At 62.6% G+C, this 21,983-nt stretch carries 27 protein-coding genes; 14 read left to right on the forward strand and 13 right to left on the reverse strand.

From position 1 onward, the window contains the following. Positions 1 to 42: 42 nt before the first annotated feature. The 4 genes from AL072_RS32965 to AL072_RS32980 form a co-directional block, all read right to left on the reverse strand. Positions 43 to 2,073: an SH3 domain-containing protein gene (locus tag AL072_RS32965; RefSeq protein ID WP_060721775.1), complete on the reverse strand. Its 2,031-nt coding sequence runs from the start codon at positions 2,071 to 2,073 to the stop codon at positions 43 to 45. A 138-nt stretch (positions 2,074 to 2,211) separates the two neighbouring features. After that, complete coding sequence (locus AL072_RS32970; protein WP_060721776.1) at positions 2,212 to 2,892, reverse strand: hypothetical protein; 681 nt, start codon at positions 2,890 to 2,892, stop codon at positions 2,212 to 2,214. Further along, positions 2,892 to 3,662, reverse strand: coding sequence for a hypothetical protein (locus AL072_RS32975; protein ID WP_060721777.1), 771 nt, complete (start codon positions 3,660 to 3,662; stop codon positions 2,892 to 2,894). The genes AL072_RS32970 and AL072_RS32975 overlap by 1 nt, the downstream gene beginning before the upstream one ends. A gap of 76 nt (positions 3,663 to 3,738) precedes the next feature. Further along, a complete protein-coding gene (locus AL072_RS32980; RefSeq protein WP_144428474.1) occupies positions 3,739 to 4,602 on the reverse strand; it encodes a MarR family transcriptional regulator in 864 nt (287 codons plus the stop codon). Between the two features lie 141 nt (positions 4,603 to 4,743). Between AL072_RS32980 and AL072_RS34775 the strand changes: the two genes are divergently transcribed. Both AL072_RS34775 and AL072_RS32985 read left to right on the forward strand, forming a co-directional pair. Further along, positions 4,744 to 5,280, forward strand: a complete 537-nt coding sequence (locus AL072_RS34775; protein WP_144428475.1) for a hypothetical protein — start codon at positions 4,744 to 4,746, stop codon at positions 5,278 to 5,280. 69 nt (positions 5,281 to 5,349) lie between these two features. Next, entirely contained in the window at positions 5,350 to 5,628 is a 279-nt protein-coding gene (locus AL072_RS32985; RefSeq protein ID WP_045586342.1) for a hypothetical protein, read from the forward strand. A 442-nt stretch (positions 5,629 to 6,070) separates the two neighbouring features. Here AL072_RS32985 and AL072_RS34780 read toward each other — a convergent pair whose 3' ends face one another. The 3 genes from AL072_RS34780 to AL072_RS32995 form a co-directional block, all read right to left on the reverse strand. Beyond that, positions 6,071 to 6,358 (reverse strand): hypothetical protein, encoded by a 288-nt coding sequence (locus AL072_RS34780; RefSeq protein WP_144428476.1) that lies wholly within the window; start codon positions 6,356 to 6,358, stop codon positions 6,071 to 6,073. Continuing rightward, entirely contained in the window at positions 6,355 to 6,648 is a 294-nt protein-coding gene (locus AL072_RS32990; RefSeq protein WP_060721779.1) for a MarR family transcriptional regulator, read from the reverse strand. The genes AL072_RS34780 and AL072_RS32990 overlap by 4 nt, the downstream gene beginning before the upstream one ends. Before the next feature lie 189 nt (positions 6,649 to 6,837). Beyond that, positions 6,838 to 8,142 (reverse strand): hypothetical protein, encoded by a 1,305-nt coding sequence (locus AL072_RS32995; protein ID WP_060721780.1) that lies wholly within the window; start codon positions 8,140 to 8,142, stop codon positions 6,838 to 6,840. Positions 8,143 to 8,264: 122 nt separating this feature from the next. Here AL072_RS32995 and AL072_RS33000 point away from each other — a divergent pair, with 122 nt between their 5' ends. After that, a complete protein-coding gene (locus AL072_RS33000) occupies positions 8,265 to 9,245 on the forward strand; it encodes a hypothetical protein (RefSeq protein ID WP_144428477.1) in 981 nt (326 codons plus the stop codon). Positions 9,246 to 9,253: 8 nt separating this feature from the next. Here the strand turns inward: AL072_RS33000 and AL072_RS33005 are convergent, their stop codons facing one another. After that, positions 9,254 to 9,646 (reverse strand): ANTAR domain-containing protein, encoded by a 393-nt coding sequence (locus tag AL072_RS33005; protein WP_045586337.1) that lies wholly within the window; start codon positions 9,644 to 9,646, stop codon positions 9,254 to 9,256. Between the two features lie 190 nt (positions 9,647 to 9,836). Here AL072_RS33005 and AL072_RS33010 point away from each other — a divergent pair, with 190 nt between their 5' ends. Then, positions 9,837 to 10,043: a hypothetical protein gene (locus AL072_RS33010; RefSeq protein WP_144428478.1), complete on the forward strand. Its 207-nt coding sequence runs from the start codon at positions 9,837 to 9,839 to the stop codon at positions 10,041 to 10,043. A gap of 72 nt (positions 10,044 to 10,115) precedes the next feature. Here AL072_RS33010 and AL072_RS33015 read toward each other — a convergent pair whose 3' ends face one another. Together AL072_RS33015 and AL072_RS33020 are read right to left on the reverse strand one after the other, a co-directional pair. Continuing rightward, positions 10,116 to 10,883, reverse strand: a complete 768-nt coding sequence (locus tag AL072_RS33015; RefSeq protein ID WP_052710514.1) for a hypothetical protein — start codon at positions 10,881 to 10,883, stop codon at positions 10,116 to 10,118. Between the two features lie 14 nt (positions 10,884 to 10,897). Next, the gene (locus AL072_RS33020) at positions 10,898 to 11,617 is read right to left on the reverse strand and encodes a hypothetical protein (protein WP_060721781.1); all 720 of its coding nucleotides are present in this window, start codon (positions 11,615 to 11,617) and stop codon (positions 10,898 to 10,900) included. Between the two features lie 429 nt (positions 11,618 to 12,046). Between AL072_RS33020 and AL072_RS33025 the strand changes: the two genes are divergently transcribed. After that, the gene (locus AL072_RS33025) at positions 12,047 to 12,850 is read left to right on the forward strand and encodes a hypothetical protein (protein WP_045586334.1); all 804 of its coding nucleotides are present in this window, start codon (positions 12,047 to 12,049) and stop codon (positions 12,848 to 12,850) included. A gap of 140 nt (positions 12,851 to 12,990) precedes the next feature. Here the strand turns inward: AL072_RS33025 and AL072_RS33030 are convergent, their stop codons facing one another. After that, on the reverse strand, positions 12,991 to 13,989 hold the full coding sequence (locus AL072_RS33030) for a nucleotidyltransferase domain-containing protein (protein ID WP_052710513.1): 999 nt from the start codon (positions 13,987 to 13,989) through the stop codon (positions 12,991 to 12,993). Positions 13,990 to 14,126: 137 nt separating this feature from the next. On the opposite strand from AL072_RS33030, the gene AL072_RS33035 reads away from it, so the two are divergent. From AL072_RS33035 to AL072_RS33045, 3 genes are all read left to right on the forward strand, one after another. Further along, a complete protein-coding gene (locus AL072_RS33035) occupies positions 14,127 to 14,393 on the forward strand; it encodes a hypothetical protein (protein WP_045586333.1) in 267 nt (88 codons plus the stop codon). A 439-nt stretch (positions 14,394 to 14,832) separates the two neighbouring features. Continuing rightward, positions 14,833 to 15,972, forward strand: a complete 1,140-nt coding sequence (locus AL072_RS33040) for a tyrosine-type recombinase/integrase (protein WP_158511131.1) — start codon at positions 14,833 to 14,835, stop codon at positions 15,970 to 15,972. Positions 15,973 to 16,215: 243 nt separating this feature from the next. After that, positions 16,216 to 17,094 carry an abortive infection family protein gene (locus AL072_RS33045; RefSeq protein WP_052710511.1) on the forward strand — a complete coding sequence of 293 codons (879 nt, stop codon included), beginning with the start codon at positions 16,216 to 16,218 and terminating at the stop codon, positions 17,092 to 17,094. A gap of 37 nt (positions 17,095 to 17,131) precedes the next feature. Here AL072_RS33045 and AL072_RS34020 read toward each other — a convergent pair whose 3' ends face one another. Beyond that, positions 17,132 to 18,070 (reverse strand): HNH endonuclease, encoded by a 939-nt coding sequence (locus tag AL072_RS34020; RefSeq protein WP_082109452.1) that lies wholly within the window; start codon positions 18,068 to 18,070, stop codon positions 17,132 to 17,134. 114 nt (positions 18,071 to 18,184) lie between these two features. Between AL072_RS34020 and AL072_RS33055 the strand changes: the two genes are divergently transcribed. From AL072_RS33055 to AL072_RS33070, 5 genes are read left to right on the forward strand one after another with little or no spacing between them, the layout of a single operon-like run. Beyond that, positions 18,185 to 18,922, forward strand: coding sequence for a hypothetical protein (locus AL072_RS33055; protein WP_144428479.1), 738 nt, complete (start codon positions 18,185 to 18,187; stop codon positions 18,920 to 18,922). Then, positions 18,922 to 19,398, forward strand: a complete 477-nt coding sequence (locus AL072_RS33060) for a hypothetical protein (RefSeq protein WP_200910003.1) — start codon at positions 18,922 to 18,924, stop codon at positions 19,396 to 19,398. Before AL072_RS33055 ends, AL072_RS33060 begins: the two co-directional genes overlap by 1 nt. A gap of 5 nt (positions 19,399 to 19,403) precedes the next feature. Continuing rightward, the gene (locus AL072_RS33065; RefSeq protein ID WP_158511132.1) at positions 19,404 to 20,312 is read left to right on the forward strand and encodes a DUF4238 domain-containing protein; all 909 of its coding nucleotides are present in this window, start codon (positions 19,404 to 19,406) and stop codon (positions 20,310 to 20,312) included. A gap of 16 nt (positions 20,313 to 20,328) precedes the next feature. Continuing rightward, positions 20,329 to 20,484, forward strand: a complete 156-nt coding sequence (locus AL072_RS35105) for a hypothetical protein (RefSeq protein ID WP_158511133.1) — start codon at positions 20,329 to 20,331, stop codon at positions 20,482 to 20,484. Then, a complete protein-coding gene (locus AL072_RS33070) occupies positions 20,463 to 20,951 on the forward strand; it encodes a hypothetical protein (RefSeq protein ID WP_045586331.1) in 489 nt (162 codons plus the stop codon). The genes AL072_RS35105 and AL072_RS33070 overlap by 22 nt, the downstream gene beginning before the upstream one ends. Here the strand turns inward: AL072_RS33070 and AL072_RS33075 are convergent. Continuing rightward, complete coding sequence (locus AL072_RS33075; protein WP_158511134.1) at positions 20,948 to 21,307, reverse strand: hypothetical protein; 360 nt, start codon at positions 21,305 to 21,307, stop codon at positions 20,948 to 20,950. The two genes, AL072_RS33070 and AL072_RS33075, sit on opposite strands and share 4 nt — an antisense overlap. A gap of 98 nt (positions 21,308 to 21,405) precedes the next feature. On the opposite strand from AL072_RS33075, the gene AL072_RS36110 reads away from it, so the two are divergent. Continuing rightward, a complete protein-coding gene (locus AL072_RS36110) occupies positions 21,406 to 21,534 on the forward strand; it encodes a hypothetical protein (protein WP_281178720.1) in 129 nt (42 codons plus the stop codon). Positions 21,535 to 21,983 lie beyond the last annotated feature (449 nt).

The raw sequence follows: 21,983 nt of genomic DNA on the forward strand, positions 1-21,983 counted from the left end.
GCTGTTGAGGAGTTGGGAGAGCGAGTTTCCTTCGTGGTGGATCTACTCGGTTGTGGCCATCAGGTGGTCGCGATAGACCCAGGCTTCCGTCGATTCCTCAGTGTCTGGCGGCTGGTAGGCGAAGCGAAGCCAACGGCCGTCACGCTCAAGAACCAGAACACAGGTGCCAGCAGGCAGGTGACCGATCATTTTGCCGGTTCGGGCTGGTGTGGCCCGGATAGGGGCGTCGTGCTTGGTGACGTAACAGGTCTGCTGTAGGGCTGACATCATGCTGACCGCAGCGTAGGCGCCTGCGAGGAGGTCATTCCTGGATTGGATGAGGTCGTTCCTGGCTTGTAGATGTTCCGTATTTGGCGTGTCCGAAATCCAGCGGCCGACGCGCTCAAAGCCCTGGATCGATGACTCGATGGTACCCATGAGGATTAGGATGGTCATCCCGATCCTACCGATCATAAACGCCCTTGTGAGCGGAGAGGCGTCGTGGAACTTCTCCATCCACGCTGCGAAGGCTTCAGCGATGCGGAGGTACGCCTCGGTCTGCCAAGCAAGCGCGGCCGCGGTGTCGTCCGGGTCGAGGTGGCTCGCTTCGTCCAGAATTTCTGCGGCCTGGAGTTCCGGCGTGTCGAACAGAAAGTCGTGTGGATCAATGCCGGCGGTGCGAGCAAGAGAAACGCCGACGATGGCATCTTGGAGGCGATCACCCCAGACCGTGCCTTGGAGCGACGACGCTACAGAGGCGGCAGCGAGTTGGGTGGCGGTATCGAAAACAGACTTGTGTTGGGCGGTCAGGGCCTGGAACCGTTCGAGATCCTTGATCGCCGACCGTGCCAGCATGCCTTCCGAACCGAGCGATGCCGATTTGGCTACTGCGGCATCCAGGGCAGAGGCGGTGAGATCTTTCAGGATGCCAGATGTTGTAAGCACGCCATCAAAAAGAGACTTCGCCAAACTGGAGGCGTCGCGAAAGGCACTCCCGGCCAGAGGATCTGCGATGGAAGAGTTGGCCATGCCGGCATAGAGGCTGGACATGGTTGAGGCGCCTGCGGAAAGGGCTGTAAGTTCATTTGGCCACTTCGGCAGCATTGCCTCCATCATATCCTGATGTTTGGCCAGTAGACCAACGTCATCAGACATGAGTTTCCGTATGCGTTCACTCAACAACGGAGACATGGACTGCAGGCCATGCGTCGCGCTCGCGATGGTATGAAGGACGGATTGGAGAGGTTTTGCCAGGAGTGTGTTCATAACACCGGGAGATCCCAGTTCGAACTGGCGAGCGGCCTTGATGCTGCGGAGAACATCCTCGGGTGACGTAAGAGATGCCAAGGACTGCTCGGCGATGTTCTTCGGCGCCTGACCAAGGCGGTGAAGGTCGTTGATCGCGGTCGCTGGATCGAACTGCTGGGCTGTCCGGATACTGCGGAGAACATCCTCGGATGACGTAAGGGATGCCAGCGACTGCTCGGCGATGTTCTTTGGCGTCTGACCGAGGCGGTGAACATCGTTGATCGCGGTCGCTGGATCGAACTGCTGGGCCGCCTTGATGCTGCGGAGAACATCCTCGGGTGACGTAAGAGATGCCAAGGACTGTTCGGCGATGTTCTTTGGCGCCTGACCAAGGCGGTGAAGGTCGTTGATCGCGGTCGCTGGATCGAACTGCTGGGCCGCCTTGATGCTGCGAAGAACATCCTCGGATGACGTAAGGGATGCCAGCGACTGCTCGGCGATGTTCTTTGGCGTCTGACTGAGGCGGTGAAGATCGTTGATCGCGGTCGCTGGATCGAACTGCTGGGCCGCCTTGATGCTGCGGAGAACATCCTCGGGTGACGTAAGAGATGCCAAGGACTGTTCGGCGATGTTCTTTGGCGCCTGACCAAGGCGGTGAAGGTCGTTGATCGCGGTCGCTGGATCGAACTGCTGGGCCGCCTTGATGCTGCGAAGAACATCCTCGGGTGACGTAAGAGATGCCAAGGACTGCTCGGCGATGTCCTTCGGCGGCTGACCAAGGCGCTGAAGGTCATGGATGCCACTCAACGAGCCAAAAGGGTCTTTCTTGAAGGAATCGATGGGCATGGCAGAGTGCAATCCATATGGGGAACGTCATTCTACCACAACCCAAAAGATGTTGGTAAGGGGTGGTGCAGATGCTTGGTTGATCACCTTCATCTCAGCACTGGTTGATGTGCCTAACATCTCGCGGTCCTGCGCTCATCATGAAGCGTAGGCCGCCCAGAACAGCCGTGCCTCAAAGCCGTCGATTTGGCCGAGGTCGATCTCGCCCGTGGCAGAAGGAGGCGGGAATGCCTCCGTCGCGTCTCCAGGAGAGCGGCGCTGGTCGACGAGGTATGCTGTGACCGGATCTATCTCTCCCATCGCCTTGAGCAGACTCTGGCGCTTTGCCCGCGGGGTGTATTTCCAGGTCGCGCCGGTGTCGGCCGGGCCCAAGCGGACGATGGCCATGATGACGTACCGGCTCCTGATGCGCCGGTGCTGGTGCGCCGCCAGCCGTGCCAGGGTGTACGTGATCTCTTCCTGAAGGCCGCGGTATGGAGGATGCTTCAGTGCCCGGGCGCAGTCGAAATCGTAATACTGCTTGAGTTCGATGAGGTGGAGCCCTTCGTCCTGGCAGGTACCTCCGGCGATCGTGGCTTCGCCGTCGCACACGACGAGATCGATGTTCTGTTCACGGCCGTCGCCGGGGCCTCGGCCGCACTGCAGCCGCGAGAAGGTTACTTCCCTGATAGCGCGGCGGCCCCCCAGGATGGCGTTGATGCGGTCCCGGATCTTGGCGGCGATCAACGCTTCAGTCTTGGTGTCGATGGCGTCGCACAGGATCTCGGCCCGTGAGGTGGCGTCGAAGGTTGCGATGGCTTCGGCGATAATGTCCAGCATCAGCGGGCCACCTTGGCCGGCATGCCCGGCCACACCGCGCACGATGCGTGCGCGTGGGAAAGCAAGTAGCGCGCGGCCCATTGCTGGCGTCGATGATCGTGCCAAGCGTAGGCCAGGCAGGTGTCGCCGCATTCGAAATCGAAGGCGGCCAGCATCGGGATTCCGTCGCCGCGCCAGACCCTGAACAGCAGTCTGTACCACGGAGATCGAAATGGCTCGCGCCCGACACGAACGAAGCGGGGCTCCTCAGTCTCGGAAATCCAGGTGAAGACATCCAGCCGGTCGATGTCGGTCAGCATGGCTTCCTGGTCGTCAGGGCGGATGGCGGCCAACGTCTTGATGACGGCGATCGGCTCCACGTCGACGAGCACGGCGTTGGGATCGCTGAGGTCGGCAGATCCAGCGTGCCGCAGGACGAGTTCGTCCCAGTGGGTGTCGAGGAAGGCATCGCGCCCCACGATTTCGGCGAAACCACCGACCGGTACGATGGGTGGCTTCGGGAGCAGTTTGGCTTCCGGGATGCGGCCGCTGTTGCTGTGCTCAGCGGTGGCCATAGCGCTCTCCATCGCGCCGAACATGTACTGCATGTGGGCCGACATCAGGCCGTCCGGCACGGTGAGCCAGCAGTTTAACTCCGTCACGTTCCGGCTGACAGGCAGGAAATGATAGGTGCGTTGGCGCCCTTGGACGGTCAGACGCCCGTACTCGTCATGGTGCCAGTCCTTGAGGGTCCAATCCTGGAGCATGTCGTCGGAGAGCGGGTGGGACATGATGTCTCTCGGAAACGTGTCTCGGATGCGAAATCCGGCAACAAGCGAATGGTACCGGATCTGTCGGTGTGGTCGCTCAGCCGGTGGCGTCCGACACCTGAGGACCCGGCGAAAGCAGTGCCTGACGCCGGCCGGCCGGATCGGCCTCGCGCCGCAACCAGCCGGTTTCTACCAGCGTGTTGATGGCATGGGTGACGGCAGTGGCCTGCAACCCGTCCCAATTTGGGACGGCGCAGGGAGTGGGCACCGGCTGGCGCATGCGAGACGCATCCGTCAGGAACATGCCGGGGCCGTAGCGGAAGGCGTGCAGCCCGTCCCAATTTGGAACGGCGCAGGGAGTGGGCACCGGCTGGCGCATGCGAGACGCATCCGCCAGGAACACGCCGGGGCCGTAGCGGAAGGCGTGCAGCCCGTCCCAATTTGGAACGGCGCAGGGAGTGGGCACCGGCTGGCGCATGCGAGACGCATCCGCCAGGAACACGCCGGGGCCGTAGCGGAAGGCGTGCAGCCCGTCCCAATTTGGAACGGCGCAGGGAGTGGGCACCGGCTGGCGCATGCGAGACGCATCCGCCTGGAACACGCCGGGGCCGTAGCGGAAGGCGTGCAGCCCGTCCCAATTTGGAACGGCGCAGGGAGTGGGCACCGGCTGGCGCATGCGAGACGCATCCGTCAGGAACACGCCGGGGCCGTAGCGGAAGGCGTGCAGCCCGTCCCAATTTGGAACGGCGCAGGGAGTGGGCACCGGCTGGCGCATGCGAGACGCATCCGCCAGGAACATGCCGGGGCCGTAGCGGAAGGCGTGCAGCCCGTCCCAATTTGGAACGGCGCAGGGAGTGGGCACCGGCTGGCGCATGCGAGACGCATCCGCCAGGAACACGCCGGGGCCGTAGCGGAAGGCGTGCAGCCCGTCCCAATTTGGAACGGCGCAGGGAGTGGGCACCGACTGGCGCAGGTGGGACGCATCCGTCAGGATATCGGTCGAAGACCGTGTGGGAAGACAGATGCATGCCGATCCCTAGTAGGATATTAAATGTTCAATTGCTAAAAACCATAAGGCGCGTGGCATTAAAGGGTTCTAGTTATGATCAAATTGCGGATGGCGCTAGTTCCTTACGGTGAATACAGGCTTGGCGAACACCCAGTGATCACCGGGTCGATCTGGACTACCATCGGCAACGACGGCCAATCGGCGCATGCCTATCGTATAGCCATTGTCAATCCCGAGCAGGATCATGTCATTATCGGCGAGATAGCCAAAAGCCGTTCAGGGCACCGAAATCCGCTCCATCTTCTCGGGGCGATTATCGCTGACATCGATCTACCGGCGTTAGGTACGGATTACGCTTTCTCGCAGGTCGACATGCCGATCAATGAGCCGCGACTTAATAAGAAGGGTCGCTATCGGATCGCCGATTTGACGGCAGAGTGCATTGACAGAATCCGTTCCCTTGCGGCAGTTGGGGAAGATGGCAAAGTTGCACTTGAGCGAATTGAGGCTGCACTGACTGATGCTAAAGCAGGCGTTGCTGGACCACCGCATGGAGAGCAGGGACCGGTAACGGATCCGGATATCATCAATGCCATCGTTAGTGGCTGTGGGATCTCTTCTAAAGTGTAGGCCGGATCGGGCCGTACGCCTTCCACTACGGCGCCCTTGCTCCCAAAAGTCGCGGAGGCGGTCACCACAATGGTCAACTTTTTGATCGCGGGCAGAGGAGTCGTCTTGCTGGAGGAGGATCGGGATCTCACCCTAAACGAGGCTTCCGAGATTCTTGGGATCTCGCGCGCTCTGGTCGTACAGCGCATGGAGGTCGGCGACCTGCCGTTTCGTTACGTCGGGCTCAATCGCCACTGCCTGCTGCGAGACGTCCTATCCCTGAGGGACAAGATCGGCGTGCAGCAGCGTGCCATGGACGAAATGGCGAAGATCCTTGAGGAATTGATCGACAAGCATGAACTATTCTGATGCCTGTCCTTATATTCTTTGGCGCCTGTGTGTTGTATCCATTGTACATCAAGAACATCATCATACGAACGTGCGTTGACCGTTTTAATTTGTCGCACTGGTGAAAGCGAATCGAGGATGGGTGGATACGAAACCTGCTTGAGGAGCCTGCTATCAGCGCAGGGGAGGAGGGATCGCGCAACGACTGCATTGCCTCAGATTGTGCGTTAATCGCGCATTCCGCAGCACGCCAAGCATTGCAGCAGGAATGCGCCACGCATCCGCTCCGCATGCCCGCCACCATGCTTCCGGCATCGGATTGGCGGTATCAGAATCCGCTACCGACATCGCCTCGTTACTCGGCGAGCGTTACTCGCGTCCTTCGTCCGACGGCCGAGTAACGGGGGGTGTCAGCGGGTTTTTGCTACCGGATTGCGATGCCGATCGTATGCGTGTAACGGAATCACTTTCGCCGGATCTGTGTATTCGGAAACAAAAAGTCTCCTACAGTAATAGGGAGTTTTTTCTTCGACTTTGCGCCATGCCAGTCGGCACCATCGACACGGCTTGCCAGACCGCCGTGGCACAACTGGGACATACCTGTTCTGTGGACGCAGGCGGTAGCGGAGCCTTCGGTCGTGCCGGGCGGGAAGGGATAGCCCGGAGCGTACACGACGGCGGCAGAGGGGATCGACGGGGACAGGGCCAGCAGGCGAACGGCAGCCAGAGCGGCCACGATGAGGGTCTTCATGGCGGAGTTCTTTTTCTGGAAGCCTGCGCGTGCTTTGCCCCCGGCGCCAGCATCTGATGGCGGTTGTCGTCAGGATCGACGCCGGCGATCTTCACCCACCCCTCGGCCAGCAGTCGGCGCACGGCGCGGCTGACGTGGCTGCGCTGCAGGCTCAGGCGCGGCGCCAGATCGGCCTGCCGGACCGGCGCGTCGGCGCCCAGCACAGCCACAGCGACGCGGTGGTCGTTCGTGGCCAGCCCGGCTTCGACCAGCAGGTCCTCGATCAGGGTGACGGGGAGGGTGGAGGACATTGGCTCGTCCGTTGTTCGTTACCGTTGATGGTATCGATCAGGTGTTGACGAAAGATGTCGGTTTCGGTGCTCGATGCCGGTTTGTCGGTCGGCCGCCCGAACGAAATGGGAACTCCGGCTTTTCCCCATTGGGGAAATGCCGGTGGCGATGGGCCTGTGCAAATTCTCACACCGCCGCGGCGGTGCGGGTCAGCGCAGTTGCGGGGCTTCGATTTCGGCCGTCTGTTCGACCGCCGCGCGGCGGGCGTGCAGACGACCTAGCACACCGGCCGCCGTCGGCGCCGGAGCGGCCGGCTGCAGGTCCAGATCCGGCCGGCGGGCGGCGATTTCGGCCATCGCGCGTGCCATGTCGAGGTCGGCTTCGGTGGCCGCCTCTGGGTCGGCCAGGACACGGGCGGCCACGTCGTACATCGTCCGCGCCGCCTGGGCCATGACGGCCTCGGGGGTGCAGAGCGACGCGTCCAGTCCCGAGCCGACCATCTTCTGCTGATGGCCGATCATCATGGCGTCGACGGCGGCCTCGCGCTGGTGCGCGGGCACGGCGGAAAGCCCGTCGATGCTGGCGTTGATGCTGTTGAGCATCGCGCAGTAGTGCTCGGTGTTGAGGCCCAGTCCGTCGTCGAGCAGGAGGTCAGCGAGCGCGTTGGTGACACGGCCCCGAAGGGATTCGGCGTGTGCCTCGATTTCCGCAACGGTCAGGGCGACACCAGCGCTCAGGCCGAACTCCTGGAAGTGGTCGAGCAACGACGACCGGATCGACGTTTCGAAGGCCCGGCGCTGCTCTGACGTCAGGGCCGCGTTGCTGACGTCCAGGACGGCCATGAGGCGCTGCTCGATGGTCTCGCGAGCGCCAGCAGCCTTCACGGCGGCGACGGCCGGCGGTTCATCGGCGACAGGGCGAGCATCAATGAGCGCTTCCCGGATAATGGTCTTCATCTGATCGCCGGAGAGCATCGACCGCAGCATGTCGAAGGTGGCCACGTCGGCCGGCGGAGTGCCGTTCGCCAGGGCGGCTTGGCGCTTTCGCAACAGGAAGGCTTCGGTGGACTGTGCAACCAGGGCGGCACGCAGTGATTCACGGGCAGCCGCAAAAGTCCTGTCATCGGTCATGGCCGCCGTGAAGTGCGCCTTGACCTGTCGGTCGTTCATGCGGCGCATGTCGTCGCAGAATTGCTGGAGTCGGACCCACGCCTGGTAGTCTTGCTCGCGGCGCTGCTCGGCCTGCTGCCGGGCCTGTTGGCGCTGCCGGAACTCGTCCAGGCGGCGGCTCTCCAGCCGCTGCTGACGGGTGTCTGCCTCGGTCCACTCCTGGGCGATGTCGCGGGTCTGGTTTACCCTGCGCTGAGCGGTGTGCTGGATGGCGGATGCGGCGCCGGCGCTCAGCCCGGCCGTCAGCCGGGGCGCGATGGCCGCGGCCTCCCTGGCGCCCAGACCCCGAAGGTAGTCCTGGATCTCGTTCGCTCGCTGCTGCTCCGCCCTGCTCATCTGCGCCATGTTCTGGTCTCCCGTTTGCGGGATCATCATCTCATAGGAAAGCGCAAATGAGCGGACAGCCGCCCGAAATCGGTGGCTTTGTGCTGACCGTCTAGCCAGTTTGGCAATGTCCGGGAGACGAGGTGACCGTGGAAATAATGCAGTCAATTCGCTTCGGCGAGACCCCATTGATGGAGATTGATCGAGACCATTGGAAGGCGCTGTTTCATGCCTGTCCGCCGCTTGCTCTTCGACGCGTCGCGAAGCGCTTCCTTGATGCCTTCAGACTGGGCGATCCGTGGAGACTTGCTGATTATGAGGTCGGATTTCTATTCGATGCGTTTCGATGCGCAAGTGGAAATGATGACGGTATAAGCAAGGAAGAGACAAAGAAGTTCTTCTCTATCGATGATGTCGAGATTGGAGAGGAAGACTTCATGTTTCTGTTCGGAATTGTGAGCAGCAGATCAACCCAAAACTCCATTTCCTACAAAAGGCATCGGGAAATATTCCTCAGCGACAGAAGGATAACGCTCTGCGCTGTGCTGTCGCGGATCGCGGAAATGCCTTGGAGGGTTGAACACCTCGCCGAACCAGATGCCCCGTCACCGCCTTCCTCGCAGGAAAAGCACAGCGTCAGGATCGCGCCGCCCTTGTTGCCGTTGAGAATGACTGCTGATGCGGCCCGACCAGCAGAAGCAGGGTCCGGCGAGGAGCGCTTTGTAGCCCAAGAACGCGCGAACACTGCGCACAGGCAGGCGCTGGAGACGTTGATGACCTATCTCCACCGTCAAGGATGGGAATGCGAGTTCTCTTCGTTGATCGACGCAACAGTCGAAGCCAACGATGAGCGCATGATCTTTGAGATCAAAAGCATCGCTGATGATGGTAGGAATGAAGTCGACCAGGTTCGCGCCGCGCTTGCTCAGTTGCTGGACTACCGGTTTCGGTACCGTGATGAGGTGGGGTTCGCCGATTCATCGCTTTGGGCTGTCTTATCGCGTCGGCCGCGCCTAGATTGGACGACTGAACTCCTCCATCATTACGGCATTCGGGTGCTCTGGATTGATGCCGGCGAGGTGCAGGGAGCCGATCTGTCGTTCTTGCACCCGCGGAATCCCTAACGCCCCCATCAAGAGGCGTCGGCAGCCATCGTGGCGGCCCGCTCGATGGCCCTCTGGATGCGCTTGGCGACATCGCTCATGGGCCGGATGAGCCAGCCGCTCACCCCGGCCTCCTTGGCTTCGACGACCAACTCCGGCGCCGCGCTGGATGTCAGGCCGATGACCGTCTTGTACCTGGTGCCCTCGTCAGCGCGGAGAGCGCGCAGCATCTCCAGGCCGCCGGAACGCCACTCGATGACCAGAACATCCCACTGCCGGGCGGCCGCCAGGACACCCTCCACAGGAGGTTCTTTGGCCTCCATCACGCGCCGGAAGCCGGCGGCGATGAGCACGTCCCGGTCGGACGCGCGCAGGGCGTCCATGGGGTTGATGAGCAGGATGCGGGCGTCGAGGAAGTCCATGATGGCTCGGATCGGTTGCGAACCCCGGATTCTATGCTCTGGCAGCGGGTGCCCGCAAGGTGCGCCGGTCGGGCGACCAGTCCGAAAATCCGACGGAGAAGATTTCCTCGACGACACCCTGGCGATCTCGCCGTGATCCTATCAACGCTGGAGATACCGGCTCGACCGGACCACAGCGAAGGAACACCCCATGCCTCTCTCGTCCCTCTTGGCCTATGGCGCCGTGTGCGCGCTGCTGGCCTTCGCCTTCTTCGACGCCTGCCGCCTGCGGAGCCGGCTGCTGACGCTGTTCTCTGCGGCCGGCTACATGGCCTTCCTGGCGGCCGTGGGCGCCGTCGGCATGGGCTGGTTGCACCTGCCGGTGCGAGCGGCTGCCGTCACGACCATGACGTTCTGACCGGGCCGGGCGGCCTTCGGGTTGCCTGAAGGGAGACGCCGGGCGCGTGGCGCCCGGCCTTTCCTGAAGCCGTCAGGCTCCGATAAAGCCCTTCTTCGTCATGCATGCGTCCTTCGGCAACGGCTCTTTGCTGCCATCCGGTAGATAGCAGGTGCCGATGTTCTGCGGCGCTGTTGTCGCCACCGGAGCCGCAGGTGCCAGGGTCGCGTTGCTCGGCACGGGGAGCGCGCCGGCAGAACGTCCGCCCGCCGATGGAGCCGCGGCAGAGGCAATCGTCGCGGTGACCGGCTGCTGGGGAGGGCCGACGTGGATCACCTTGCCCCCCGCCTCTTTGCACCAGGCCTCGTCCCGGTATTCTTCCACCTTGCGAAGGCGGCAAAGGACGAGCGCCTGGGTAGGTGTGGGCGGTGCCGCGGAGACCATGGCTCCTGCGACGGGTGCCGGTGATCCCGCAGGTGACGACATCGCAACAACAACCTGGGCCGGATACTGGTATGCGGCTCCAGATCCCATGTCGACGGCGGCACCAACGATTCCGCCAGCGATGATATTGCCGAATGCGGCACCCGCCGTCGTCGAGTTGACCGACGACGATCCTGCATGCCCGGCGTCACTCCGGCACTGCACCGACAGCGGGCCGTACGCCTTCGCGACCGTCGCCGCTCCGGGCGTCCGGATGACGGTCCATTGGCCCTTCTCGTTCTGCAGCGTGCAGGTGGCCTGCTGGACCGGCGTGGTATCGACGGCGACGGACTGTGTGGTTCCGGTCGTGATCGATGCGCATGCCTGCATGCCCAAGCACAGCATGAGCAGCGCGGCCGCCCGAAGGATCTTGGTCATGGCATACCCCCGGATCAGCGGAACTGGTTCTTCAGGATCGGATAGAAGCCCTGGTACTGCTCCTTCACCTGATCGAGGAATTGCCGGCGCTTCGGATCCTTGGCAATGAGGTCCTTATGCCAAGGGCTGCTGGCCCAATTGCTCTCTCCGGTAGAAGAGAATCCATAGAATTCCGGGTTCAAAAGAATTTCGTAGTTCACATACGAATGTTCATTCGCCAGACGAAACACCGTATTGATCATTACCTTGGGCATGTCGATGCCCTTCTCGGCCAATGCCTGCTGGATGTTTTTCCCGTAAGTCGGAGAATAGGTGCCCGTTGGTGAGAAGATGTGATGATTGATGCCCCAACAGGCTTGCTCTCGTTGGTAAGCCGAATCGAAATGAAGGAAGTAGATGTCCTTGCGGAAGCAGAAGTTATACGTTTGCCAGCCGTTCCTTCCGAGATCGACATTCGTTGACACCGAGATGTACCCAAGCAGACGTCCATTGACGATGTTCGCCATCGTAACTGTGGCGTTCGTGTTGAACTGATTGTTACTGCTTTCGTTAAGGGCAGTTACAGTCCACTTGCCGGGAGGAAGAGGGATCTGCGTCCGCGACACCTTGACGCTCCCCTCATAGGTCGCGCCAATAGGCATCTCAGAGGCGATGCTGTCTGCCAACGCCGGGGCGCTGCTCCCTACCAGGGCAACCAAGGCGATAGCCCGCAATGTGTTCCGAAAGATGCTCACTTTGTCTTTGTCCAATTATCGGTGGAGGCCAGCCCAAGGCTTAATCTCCTAAACTCTTACGCGAGTTTTGCTAAAGTAAATACAAATTTGGTTACAGGGCTGAAACAACCATTGATTAGCGATCCATCGTCGCATTACCGAAGATAGCGCGAAGCCGTCAGGCCCGTACGATCCTTCACGGACCAACCGTGCCGATCACATCGTCGATAGCGGCTCGATGACGGTTAGGAATGGGCGGCGGCGGGGCGAAGAAAACGACTCTTGCCATCTTGACGGCAAGCCCATGCAGCCTCACCTTGGACGTTGGCCGCCCAAGCCCAACTTACCGCCGAGTTAAACGTGGGCAACCAGAGCACCAAGTCGACCTCGCGATTGCTGGTCGATGTTAAGCGGCGGGCATCGACGCCACCCCAGCATGAGGCGACTCTCATGACCGCTCTGATTCTGACTGCCGACAACGTACTAACCGTTAAGCGCGCCGTGCGCGATGCCCTCCCCGAGGTGAAGTCCTCGCACCTGTCAGAAGCCATGGCCGCCGCGGTCGGCTACGGAAAGCACGCTGCACTGATCGCCGACATAGAGCGCCGTGATCCGCAGGATCCGGAGATCCGCCTTCTCGATGAGGTGGCGTTCTTCCGGCGCCTCTCCGAACTCGGCGTCGATGCCATATCACCCGACGACGGGTTGGACCTGTTCGCGTTTCTCCGGGTGCCGGAGGACGGCAAGATCCTCATCAAAACGCGACCGGTCTCGGCCGACTCTATCGACTACACGAGCATCCGCGCACGGGCATGGCGGAACGTCATGGTCGCGGCGGTGAACGTGGCCGTCGAGCAACGCCTCATCTCGGTGAGGCCGGGTGATAACCGCTGGCCGGGCTGGACCCTCGACCGCGCCCAGCAGCATCGTCAGGCCGGCAACTCCGGCATCACGTTCCGTTTCGCCATCGGCGACATCCCAGCCGTCGGCTACGTCGGCGACGCGGGCTTCGACGAGGTGTCTGTCCACGTTGCGTTGTGGCCGACCGATCGTGGCGAGGAGTGGGTGTCCGTTGGCAATGCAGGCTTTACCGCTGGCGACGTGTTCGCGTCCGGCTGGCTTGAGCGCCGGAGCGGCGCTTGGCTCCAGTACAGCGTCAGCAGCCTCAAATGCCGCAAGCAACGCCTGGAGACCGTCGCGTCTCTGGACATCAAGCCGACGTGCTTCGGCGACCGTGGCCGTTTGATCATGTAGTAAGGCAGAGCCTCCCACGCGCAACCCGGTGTCGGACGCAAAACGGGGTTTGCGCCGAGGGAGTCAAGCGGGGCGGGAAGCGCCCCGCGCTTCCCAGGATCTTCGCCACCGGGGTTCCGGGATTTTCGGCGGGCCCCGGCTTAACGGTCGCGAGCGGCAGCGCTGGCACGCTGCTGGAGGTAGACACGGACTTCTTCCAGATCCTCCAGCCGGCCGCTGGCCATGTGCTTCAGCGGCGCCTTGCCTTCAAATGCCTCACACGGCGACCGCATCCAGGCCAGTATGTCAGCCGGCTCTCCATACCGCTGCCCGAGGTGGTTGATGATGACCGTCATGGCTCGCAGCCTGCTGCTGATGTCGGCGTCGTCCAGCGCTGCTTCGATCCCGATGCCGGAACGCCGGCCGAGCAGGACGCCGTGCAGCGCGGCGCCGAGGATGGCCTTGGCCTGTTCGTCCGTTGCGCCCCAGAAATCCAGCGCCTTCAACGCCTTGGCCATCGATCCCCGGTTGATTTCAAGATGCTGCTGCCGGGACGCGGCGACGATCTCCGCCGGTGTCGGGTCGCGGTGCAGGTCACAGTCCTGGTAGAGCAGACGCCCTTCGCGGATGGCGCGGTGGACCAGCGTGCCGGACTGCTCCCTCTCGGCCAGGAAAACCGACCAAGAGCAAGGCACGACATTGTAACCCAAGCCGCACGCGACCAGCGGCTCGACCACAGCGCGGCTGGTGCAAGCGCGCTCCGGTAAGCCGTCGTCGGATAGGACGAGCAGCACATCGAAGTCGCTGTCCATGCGGGCGTCGCAACGGGCACGGGAGCCGAACAGCCAGACCATGCGCGGCTTAAGCGCGGCGACCAGCCGATCCCGCAGGAAACCGATGGCTGCCTCCTCGTTGCGGAAGGACCCGACCGGCGCTGCGGCAACGGCTCCTTCTGCCGGCGGGATGACGCCTTCCAACCGCGCGGCGATCTCGGCCGCCAGCCGATCGGCGATCTGCTGCATCACCGCGTCCGGATCGCGCACCTCTGCCAAGATACCAGATTCCAGCACCTCCTGCAGCGTGACCGGTTCCGCCCCCTTGTCAACATTGGACGTCAGGATGGCATCGCGGATAATGCCGGTGATGCCGTCGTCGGTCATGTGCCCTCCCCCGCTCCTCGCGCGCGCGATCTATCAGTATATAGTGTTGGTGAAGCAGTAGGTGACGATGGCGACCGAGGTCTACGCACTGGTCGGTGGATACACGGATCTAATGACGTGGATCTCCTGGAGGGGCGATGCCCATCAGCGCTGCGGCCGTGATCTCATTCGTTTTGGCTACGATCAACGCGCCGCGTCCTCAGCGGATGACGCCGGCCGACCTGCTGGCCTGCCTGCACGCCGACCAGCCTGATCGCTCATGGAGCCCCCACATCGAAGCGCTGTTCGACGAGTGCTCGCACGAGAGCCTTCAAGACCTAGTGCTGGCCGGCGCAACCGACTTCTTCGTGCTGGAGCGGGCCCTGGTCGTCTGGTCCCAGGGCGAGGCCCACACGGCATCTTGATTCGGGAGATGGCGTCGCTGATCCGCTACCGCGATCAGATCGAGCCGGTTCGTGGCGAGGCGGCGGGGTGGCATGTCCCACAAGCCAAGGCATAAATCCCCCAGGTGGATTTCCCCCTGCCCTGCCCGGCTCCGGAAATCCGCAAATACCAATTGTGAAATCGGAACAGTTGTTTCGTTTGCCGATTATTCAGCGCGCACCCGTCTGCGAATACACATGCAGGACACGGGGATTGTTTGGTAGCGTGGTTGGCAGACTAAGCAAAATCCGTGCTAGAGAGTACCCTTCCCTACCCGCCTGGCTGTGAAATTTTCCGGTCCGGTCAGGCGCACTGAAATCGATTCTTAACGCAAGAGAAGACACATTATATTGCGTTCGAGAAAGACCCGGCGGACCGTCCAGCGGATGGTTGGCAACGCAAGCAATGGGAGCGGTGATCGTGGACGACGCCATCGAGATCGAGCCGGTCGGGTTTGCGAACGAGGTCGAACGCGTCCTCCTGGACGACACCCTCCTGCGCACACCAGCCGACCGCGACAATGAGACGGAAACCATCGACGCGGACTTCGAGGAGATCGCCGGTGGAAACGGCAGCCGGGCCCTCGTCGTCACCGAACCGACCGTCGCTCTGCCGGCCATTCCCGTTCCCGTGGTCCGCACCGACGCCGACGTGATCGAAGGCTGGCTCAAGACCCGCCGGAGCGCGCGGACCCGCCGCGCCTACCGGGACGACATCCGGGTGTTCCTCCGGGCGGTCGGCTGGAAGCCGCTGGCCACGATCACCGACATCGACATCCAGGACCACATCGATACGGCGATGGCCACGGATGGACGACCGCTCGCGCCGCGCTCGTGCCGTCGTCGCCTGTCCGCCATCCGCAGCCTGTTCCACTATGCCTGCACGAAGAAGCATTTGGCGGTGAACGAGGCAATCAGCGTAACGTTGGAGAAGAGCGAGGACGACCTGGCCCAGCGTGTCCTGTCCAATCGCGCCGTCCGCGCCATGATCGCCGCCGCGAAACCACCGCGCGACCGCGCCATCGTCACCCTGCTCTATGTCGCCGGTCTGCGCATTTCCGAGGTGGCGCATCTCCGTTGGAAGCACCTGCGCCAAGCGGAAGACGGCGACCGCACGGAGAGGCACGCCGCGACCCTGACGGTGTTCGGCAAAGGGGCCAAGACCCGCCACGTCCTGCTCCCGGAAATCGTCGTCGATCACCTCGACGCCGTGCACAAAGTCCAAGGCCCGCTGGCTATCGACGAGGCCCCCATCTTCCGCTCACGCAAGCGCAGCAACGGCGGCCACCTCGACGCTTCGGCCGTCCACCGCATCGTCAAAGGTGTTGTCGCCGACGCGCGCCGGAGCGCCGAAGCCGCCGGCGACCATCGGCTGCTGGCCGACCTGAAGGAGGCCGCGTCGGCGCACTGGCTGCGCCACAGCCACGCGACACACGCGCTGAAGAACGGTGCTCCGATCCATGTTGTTCGCGACACGCTGGGCCACGCCAATGTGTCCACGACCAACCGCTATCTGGCCATCGACCCGGACGAGAGTTCAACCGCCTTTGTAACAATCTGAGAGCAGAGCGCGGCCGGTGGACGGCGGTGATGGTCACGGCGCCGGCGACACCGTCCGTGCAGTTTGTCCTGCAACTTGCTGGACGATTGCCGCGGGGCGCCTCAAGCGTGCAGCCGGTGGGCGGCGATTACGACCACGGCACCAACGAAACCGTTCGTGGTGTCAGGCGGAAGTGACTATGCGCTCGGCATTGTCCCACAACTTGCGGGACGATTGCCGCGGGGTGCCTCAGGCGCGCGGCCAGTGGACGGCGATGATGGCTATGGCATCACCAACATCGGGATGATGCATTCAGTGTTGAACGCTGATCGGACATTAGCGATGATGGCGGCAACCATAAGAGGAGCCGCCGTGGTCGCCCTGAAGCATTCGGACTGGAAAATCCTTAACGACGCGTATGCGATGCATGGCGGCTATGTGCTCGACTTCACCAACCCTTCCTTTGCCGAGTTCTTTGAAGAACTCGGCGTCCATATTTACGACGGCAAATACAGTCAGAACGTCCCGTCGAAGGGGAAGCACCTGCGCGCGTTCATCGAGATCGAGGATGCGCCGCTCGTCGTCCGCGTGCTCCGTCGTCTCTGGGCATACAGCGAAGACATTCCGTGTTACCAGGAGGCGGAAGGCCGCGATGCGCTGAAGGCGAAGTTCTTCGACCTGCTGACCAGGATCGAGGGTGGCAGCGCGGCGCCTCAGACCGATGTGATCGAGCGTTTTCGGCAGGACGAAACGCTCGAAGAACTGGTCGCTGCTCTTCAGCGTGACCTCGACGCCAATCGACCGGCCGCCGCCATGGACCGCCTGCACACTTACTGCACGATGAAGTTCAAGCATCTATTGGAGCAACGAGGGCTTCCCTACAACAAATCGGACCCACTCCACTGTCACGTTGGCAAGTACGTCAAAGTCCTACAGGCGGAGCGGGATCTGAAGGACATGACGACACAGATCATCAAGAACGCGAATAGCGTCTTCGAGAAGTACAACTACATCCGAAACAACCGCTCACTGGCCCACGACAACGATCTACTGGACCCGGCTGAAGCCCGCTTCATCTATGATTCGATAGCGGCCTTCTTGCGATTCATCAAAGCGATTGAACCGTCACGGTTCGGCGCCTGACCTCCGGGATCGGGTGGGGAGCATGACGCCCAACCCATCAATCCGCCGGCAGTCCGAGAGCCGCCATCTCTGCGCGTCGGCAGCGCTCCAGGAAACGGATGTAACGCCAACGCAGGGCCGGCTTCGACGGGTGTGCGGCCGCATCCCAGGGCAGACGGAGCGGCCGCATCTCCAACGCGGCGTACTCGGTGCCGAGCAGGTCGTGGTGGACGCGGACGCCGAGATCATCAGGATCGACGCCGAGCGGATCGGCGTCGAACAGGGCGTGCAGGTCGGCGCGCAGCAGCAGGCCGTTCTGCACGATGTCGGTGGCGGCGCCCCGGTGCGGGACGATGTGCGCCGCCTCCAGGGTAACGGCGACGGTGCAGGCGCCGCCATAGGCGGCGATTAGCGCCGCGCGGAAGCGAGCCTGCTGCGGCCTCACCGCGGTCACCTGTTCGACGAGCCGACGGGCGTCCTCCTCCGGCGGGATCCACTCCTCGCGAAGGTGCGGTTCGGACAATGCCGGCGGAACTGGAACGTCGCGCCGGAGCGTGCCGGCGGCTGGTTGCTCACGGGGTTGACGAGGTGGCAAGCGGTTGCCGGCCGGTGTCGTGCTCGTGGCCAGCGGAGTGGATAACGGCCGCCCGCGTGTGATGCCGAGCGCCCGTCCGGCACGCCAGACCGATGCATCTGATCGTTTCGCCTCGCGCAGCGCCACCTCGGCCTGCTGCAAAGCAGCCTTCCTCGTGGGTCGGGGACTGTTGCTCTGCGAAGCCATAGCCTTGCGAAGGCGTTGGTACACGTAGTCGGCGCCAAACAACTCTGGAAAACCGCGCAGGAGCCGGGCAGCGGCTGTCCAGCGGCCGGCCTTGAGCAAATCGCCGTAGACGTTGCTGATGATCTCCAGGACATCCCTGGAGATCGGTGCCCGCTCGGCCACCGGCTCATCGACCGGCGGCTCCTGGATGTGTGGTGCCGCTTCCCGACGCCGCATGCTGTACCTCACGTTATGCCGACTTCATCTTCACCAGATCTCGTTGCCGGGAAATTTGATTCGTCAGGAACCGCCTCTATAGACTGATCTTCGTGAACGATGAGGTCCCGTGTCATGCCCAACCCGCTTTTCGATCCGGCGGCCGTCCCTGCTGATATGGCTTCTCCGGCTGGAGTGGCCGAGGTGAACGCCACCATCCAACAACTGCGCGATCGCCGTGTCGACCGCATCATCGTGCCCGAGCCGGGCAGCGGCTTCCGCGTCTCGAACATGATCTGCGCCTTCAACCAAGCCCAGATCCGGCGGTGTCTGCAACTGATCGAGAGTGCTCATCGCAACGTCTACGCCGGTGCCGGTCTGACGGCCCTGATGGATGTTCGCGGCATCTACGAGACGGTGGCAGGTTTCCTGCACTTCGAAGCCAAACTGCAAGATCTTCTGAAAGAAGGTGATCTGCAAAAGATTCATGACTTCGTGAGTGCTCGCTCATTCAGCACGCGCCTGGAGCATCTGATCGAGGAGGCCGGGACGAAGGATGTCCAAGCAACATCCGTCCTCACCCAGATCGAACGGATGGCAAAGACGATGCCGGATGCTCGGAAGGATTACGATCATCTGTGTGAATACACCCATCCGAACGCCTTTGGTGCCTTCCTCTACTTCGCGCAGCCCAGCGACGCGGGCAATGTCGTGACGTTCTCAGACGCTGGGCCGGATCCGAAGGACGACCTGCACTGGGTGCTGGTGGGTGGGCACCTGCTCTCCCATCTCGTCGAGGCCCTGGAGCGGATCGATGCGGCTCTTCCCGGCCTCAGTGATCGGGGGCGTGAACAGCGTCCTGAGCAGATCTGATGGACACGATGACCGAGATCGTGGAGTCGCCGACGAAGAAGCGCCGCGACACCTCGCTGGAGGCCGCCGGAGCGGAGTTCTTGGTGCTTGGGCACCTGCTCCTGGAGCGCATCCCGTCGTACAAGACCTATTCCAACTTCCCCGGCTACGACATCATCGCTACCAACCCGGAGCGCAACACCTCGGCCCGGGTACAGGTCAAAAGCCGGGTCGACACCGGGTTCGACGGCACCATTATCAACAACTTCGACACCGATTTCGTGGTGCTGGCCGCCTTGAACCGCGGCTTCCGGAACGGTCCCCGCAAGGGCGACACCGGGGTCCGGCGCCCCGACTTCTACGTCTTCCCGATCGAATACATCCTGCAGGTCCGCGACCCCAGTAACCCCTGGGGCAAGATCGTCAGGAGCCGGCTGACGGGGTTGGAGGACTACCAAGATCGGTGGGACCTGATCCGCGATTTCCTGAACCGGTGATGGCCATGCAGGTTCCGCTGAAACACCACTACGTGCCGGTATTCTACCTCAGCCGCTGGGTCGGAAAGGGTGGACGGCTTTGTCAGTTCAGCCGTCCTCACGAGAACGTTATGCCGAAGCGATGTCACCCAGCGCAGACCGGTTTCTCCGAACGTCTGTACGAGATGCCAGGTCTCCCACCGGATCGAGCGCAGCAGATCGAGCAGCGCTTCATGCAGCCGGTGGACACGATGGCCGCCGAGGCGTTGGAGATGCTGGAAACCGGTGATCCCCGTATCCATCAGGAGGCTCGGCTGCGGAGCGCATGGTCGCGGTTCCTGATGTCTCTGATGATGAGGGTGCCTGAGAGCATCGCGGCGTTGAAGGGTGGCGTGGACAAGGAGTGGATCTGCCGTATCCCGGGCCTTGAGGCCCGCTATGCTGTCGAGAAAGGACCAGACGATCCGCCAACGTTTCAGGAGTATCTCGACCAGCGCGGCCCGGATGAATTCGAACGCTGGACCATGGTCCTGGCGTCTCGCTTGATGGATCACGTCGGCATCGGCGGGCTGCTGAACAACATGCGGTGGCGGGTAAGGACCATTGCAGAGGCTGATGGCGAGTTTCTTACCTCTGATCGGCCAGTCGTGATGACGACCACCCTGACCGAGGAAAGCGCCTATGTGATCATGCCCATCGGTCCCCAGCATCTGTTCGTAGCCGCCAGGGATCCCGAAACTCAGCGTCGGGTGATGGACCAAGATCCCGCCGATCAGGTCAAGGCGCTCAACACGCTGGTCGTATCGCGTGCCGTGAAGTTCGCCTACGCCCGAGACGATAGGCAACTCGCCTTCATCCAACAACATTTCGGCACGAAGCCCAGAGCGAGCCTGCTGGAACGGCTTGTGGCGCATCAGGCTAAACGCCGCCAGTGATGCGCTTTGTAGAAGCGTGATCGCGCTGATCGGCGCCGACATCAGCGACGAAGAGGTCCAGGCGCACATCGGGGCCGGCTACCGGGCGTTGGACCGGAGGAACCGGTCGCGGATCGCCGAGGACCGGATCAGCGACGCCGGCATCGCCCTGTGCATGCCGTCGACGGGTTGAAACGCAGCCTGGAAGCCGATGATCATGCCGATGACGAGCAGCACCATGGACTGTACGATGACGCTGGCGTGACCACGGCACCGGGAGCCGCCATCATGACAACCGCGACACCGATCCCTGAAGGCGAAATGCCTCCGCGGGGCAACGCCCATGACGTCAGTGAGCGCGGCCGCGACATCATGCGCCGGCTCAGGGCCCGCGCAGCGGCAAAGGGCCTGCCGGCCCCCGATCTGACCGACGACCTCGACCTTCGGCGCCGCATCTACCGGGCGGCGCGGCGGATCGAAGACGCCCGAGCCCGGCGCGGTGACGTGAAGCCGTTCCTGTTGGACGAGGAGCCGCGGGGCCGCTGGCGCCACCTGCGTCCGAGTGACCTGTCGGCTGAGCAGCGGCAGTCATGGCGAGGAGCCCAGGTTCCGGCGGAGTTCGCCGCTCCGAAAAGCCTGATGGATGATGACGCCGCTTAGGTTCTGCCCGCGATCGTCTCCCGCAGCCGACCGATGATGGCGTCGATCTGCTCTGCCTCGTAGCAGCAGAGGCCCTTGAGCAGCCCGCGCGCGACGGCCTCGGCCTCCGGCTCCAGGACGGCGGCGGCCTCGCCCAGGATGTAGCGGCGTCCAACGTGGGTGATGAGCAGGCCGTCAGTTTCTTCCACCACCGCGCCGGTGACAGTCCAACGGCCCGGCGGAACGCGGCCGACAAGATGCCGGTCGCCGGCGACCAGAAGCGTGCAGTGCTGCTCGATTAGAATGCCGCCGATCGTCCACGTTGCCGCCATCTCCGCCATCATCCGCTCCTCTTGGATCCTGCCTGGCTCAAGCATGACCGCCTGGATTCCCGGCCGCAACCGGTCCATCGGCCTACTGCCCGACGCCATTCCGTGGGGCGTATTTGACGGCTTTCCCGGCACACGAGACCGTCGTGGCGTCCTTGCCAAAGGGCCTGCGGATCGAGACCACCATCACCAGCGACGACAACACCATCACCGACGGCGACATGCTGGACACGCCGCCGTGCGTCAGTCTGCCGCACCCGGCCAGCCTGCCCTGAACGACCAAGCGTAATGGACGGGCCATCCCGGCCCAGCGATCATCTTCTTCAGCCGGCCCGGGCAGAGCCACCGCCACGCTGTCCCGGCCCTTCGCGACAGGGGCGCGGCCATCCACACGGCTCCGCATGTCAGCATCTTTTTTCGACGGATTCCTTCGTCGGGAAATTTGCGCCGCGCGGATCCGGTTCGGTAGAATGGTCTTACATCAACACGAGGTCGACACGAACGCCTAAACAGTTTGTGGGATGATGCAATCACCAACCGCTTCCGGCAAGCGGAACGCAATCTGGTCCTGGTAACGTGCTCGTCGTCGTCATGTTGTGAAGAACCTGGGGTGCTCGCGAAGCCTGTGCCCTAAATACCCGCAACCTGGACAGCAACGGAGAAGGCGGCTTCTCCGAACAGGGAAACTTTGCGCCGGCCGCGCCGGACTACTAGGAGAACGAAG

Source organism: Azospirillum thiophilum (assembly GCF_001305595.1).
GTDB lineage: Bacteria > Pseudomonadota > Alphaproteobacteria > Azospirillales > Azospirillaceae > Azospirillum > Azospirillum thiophilum.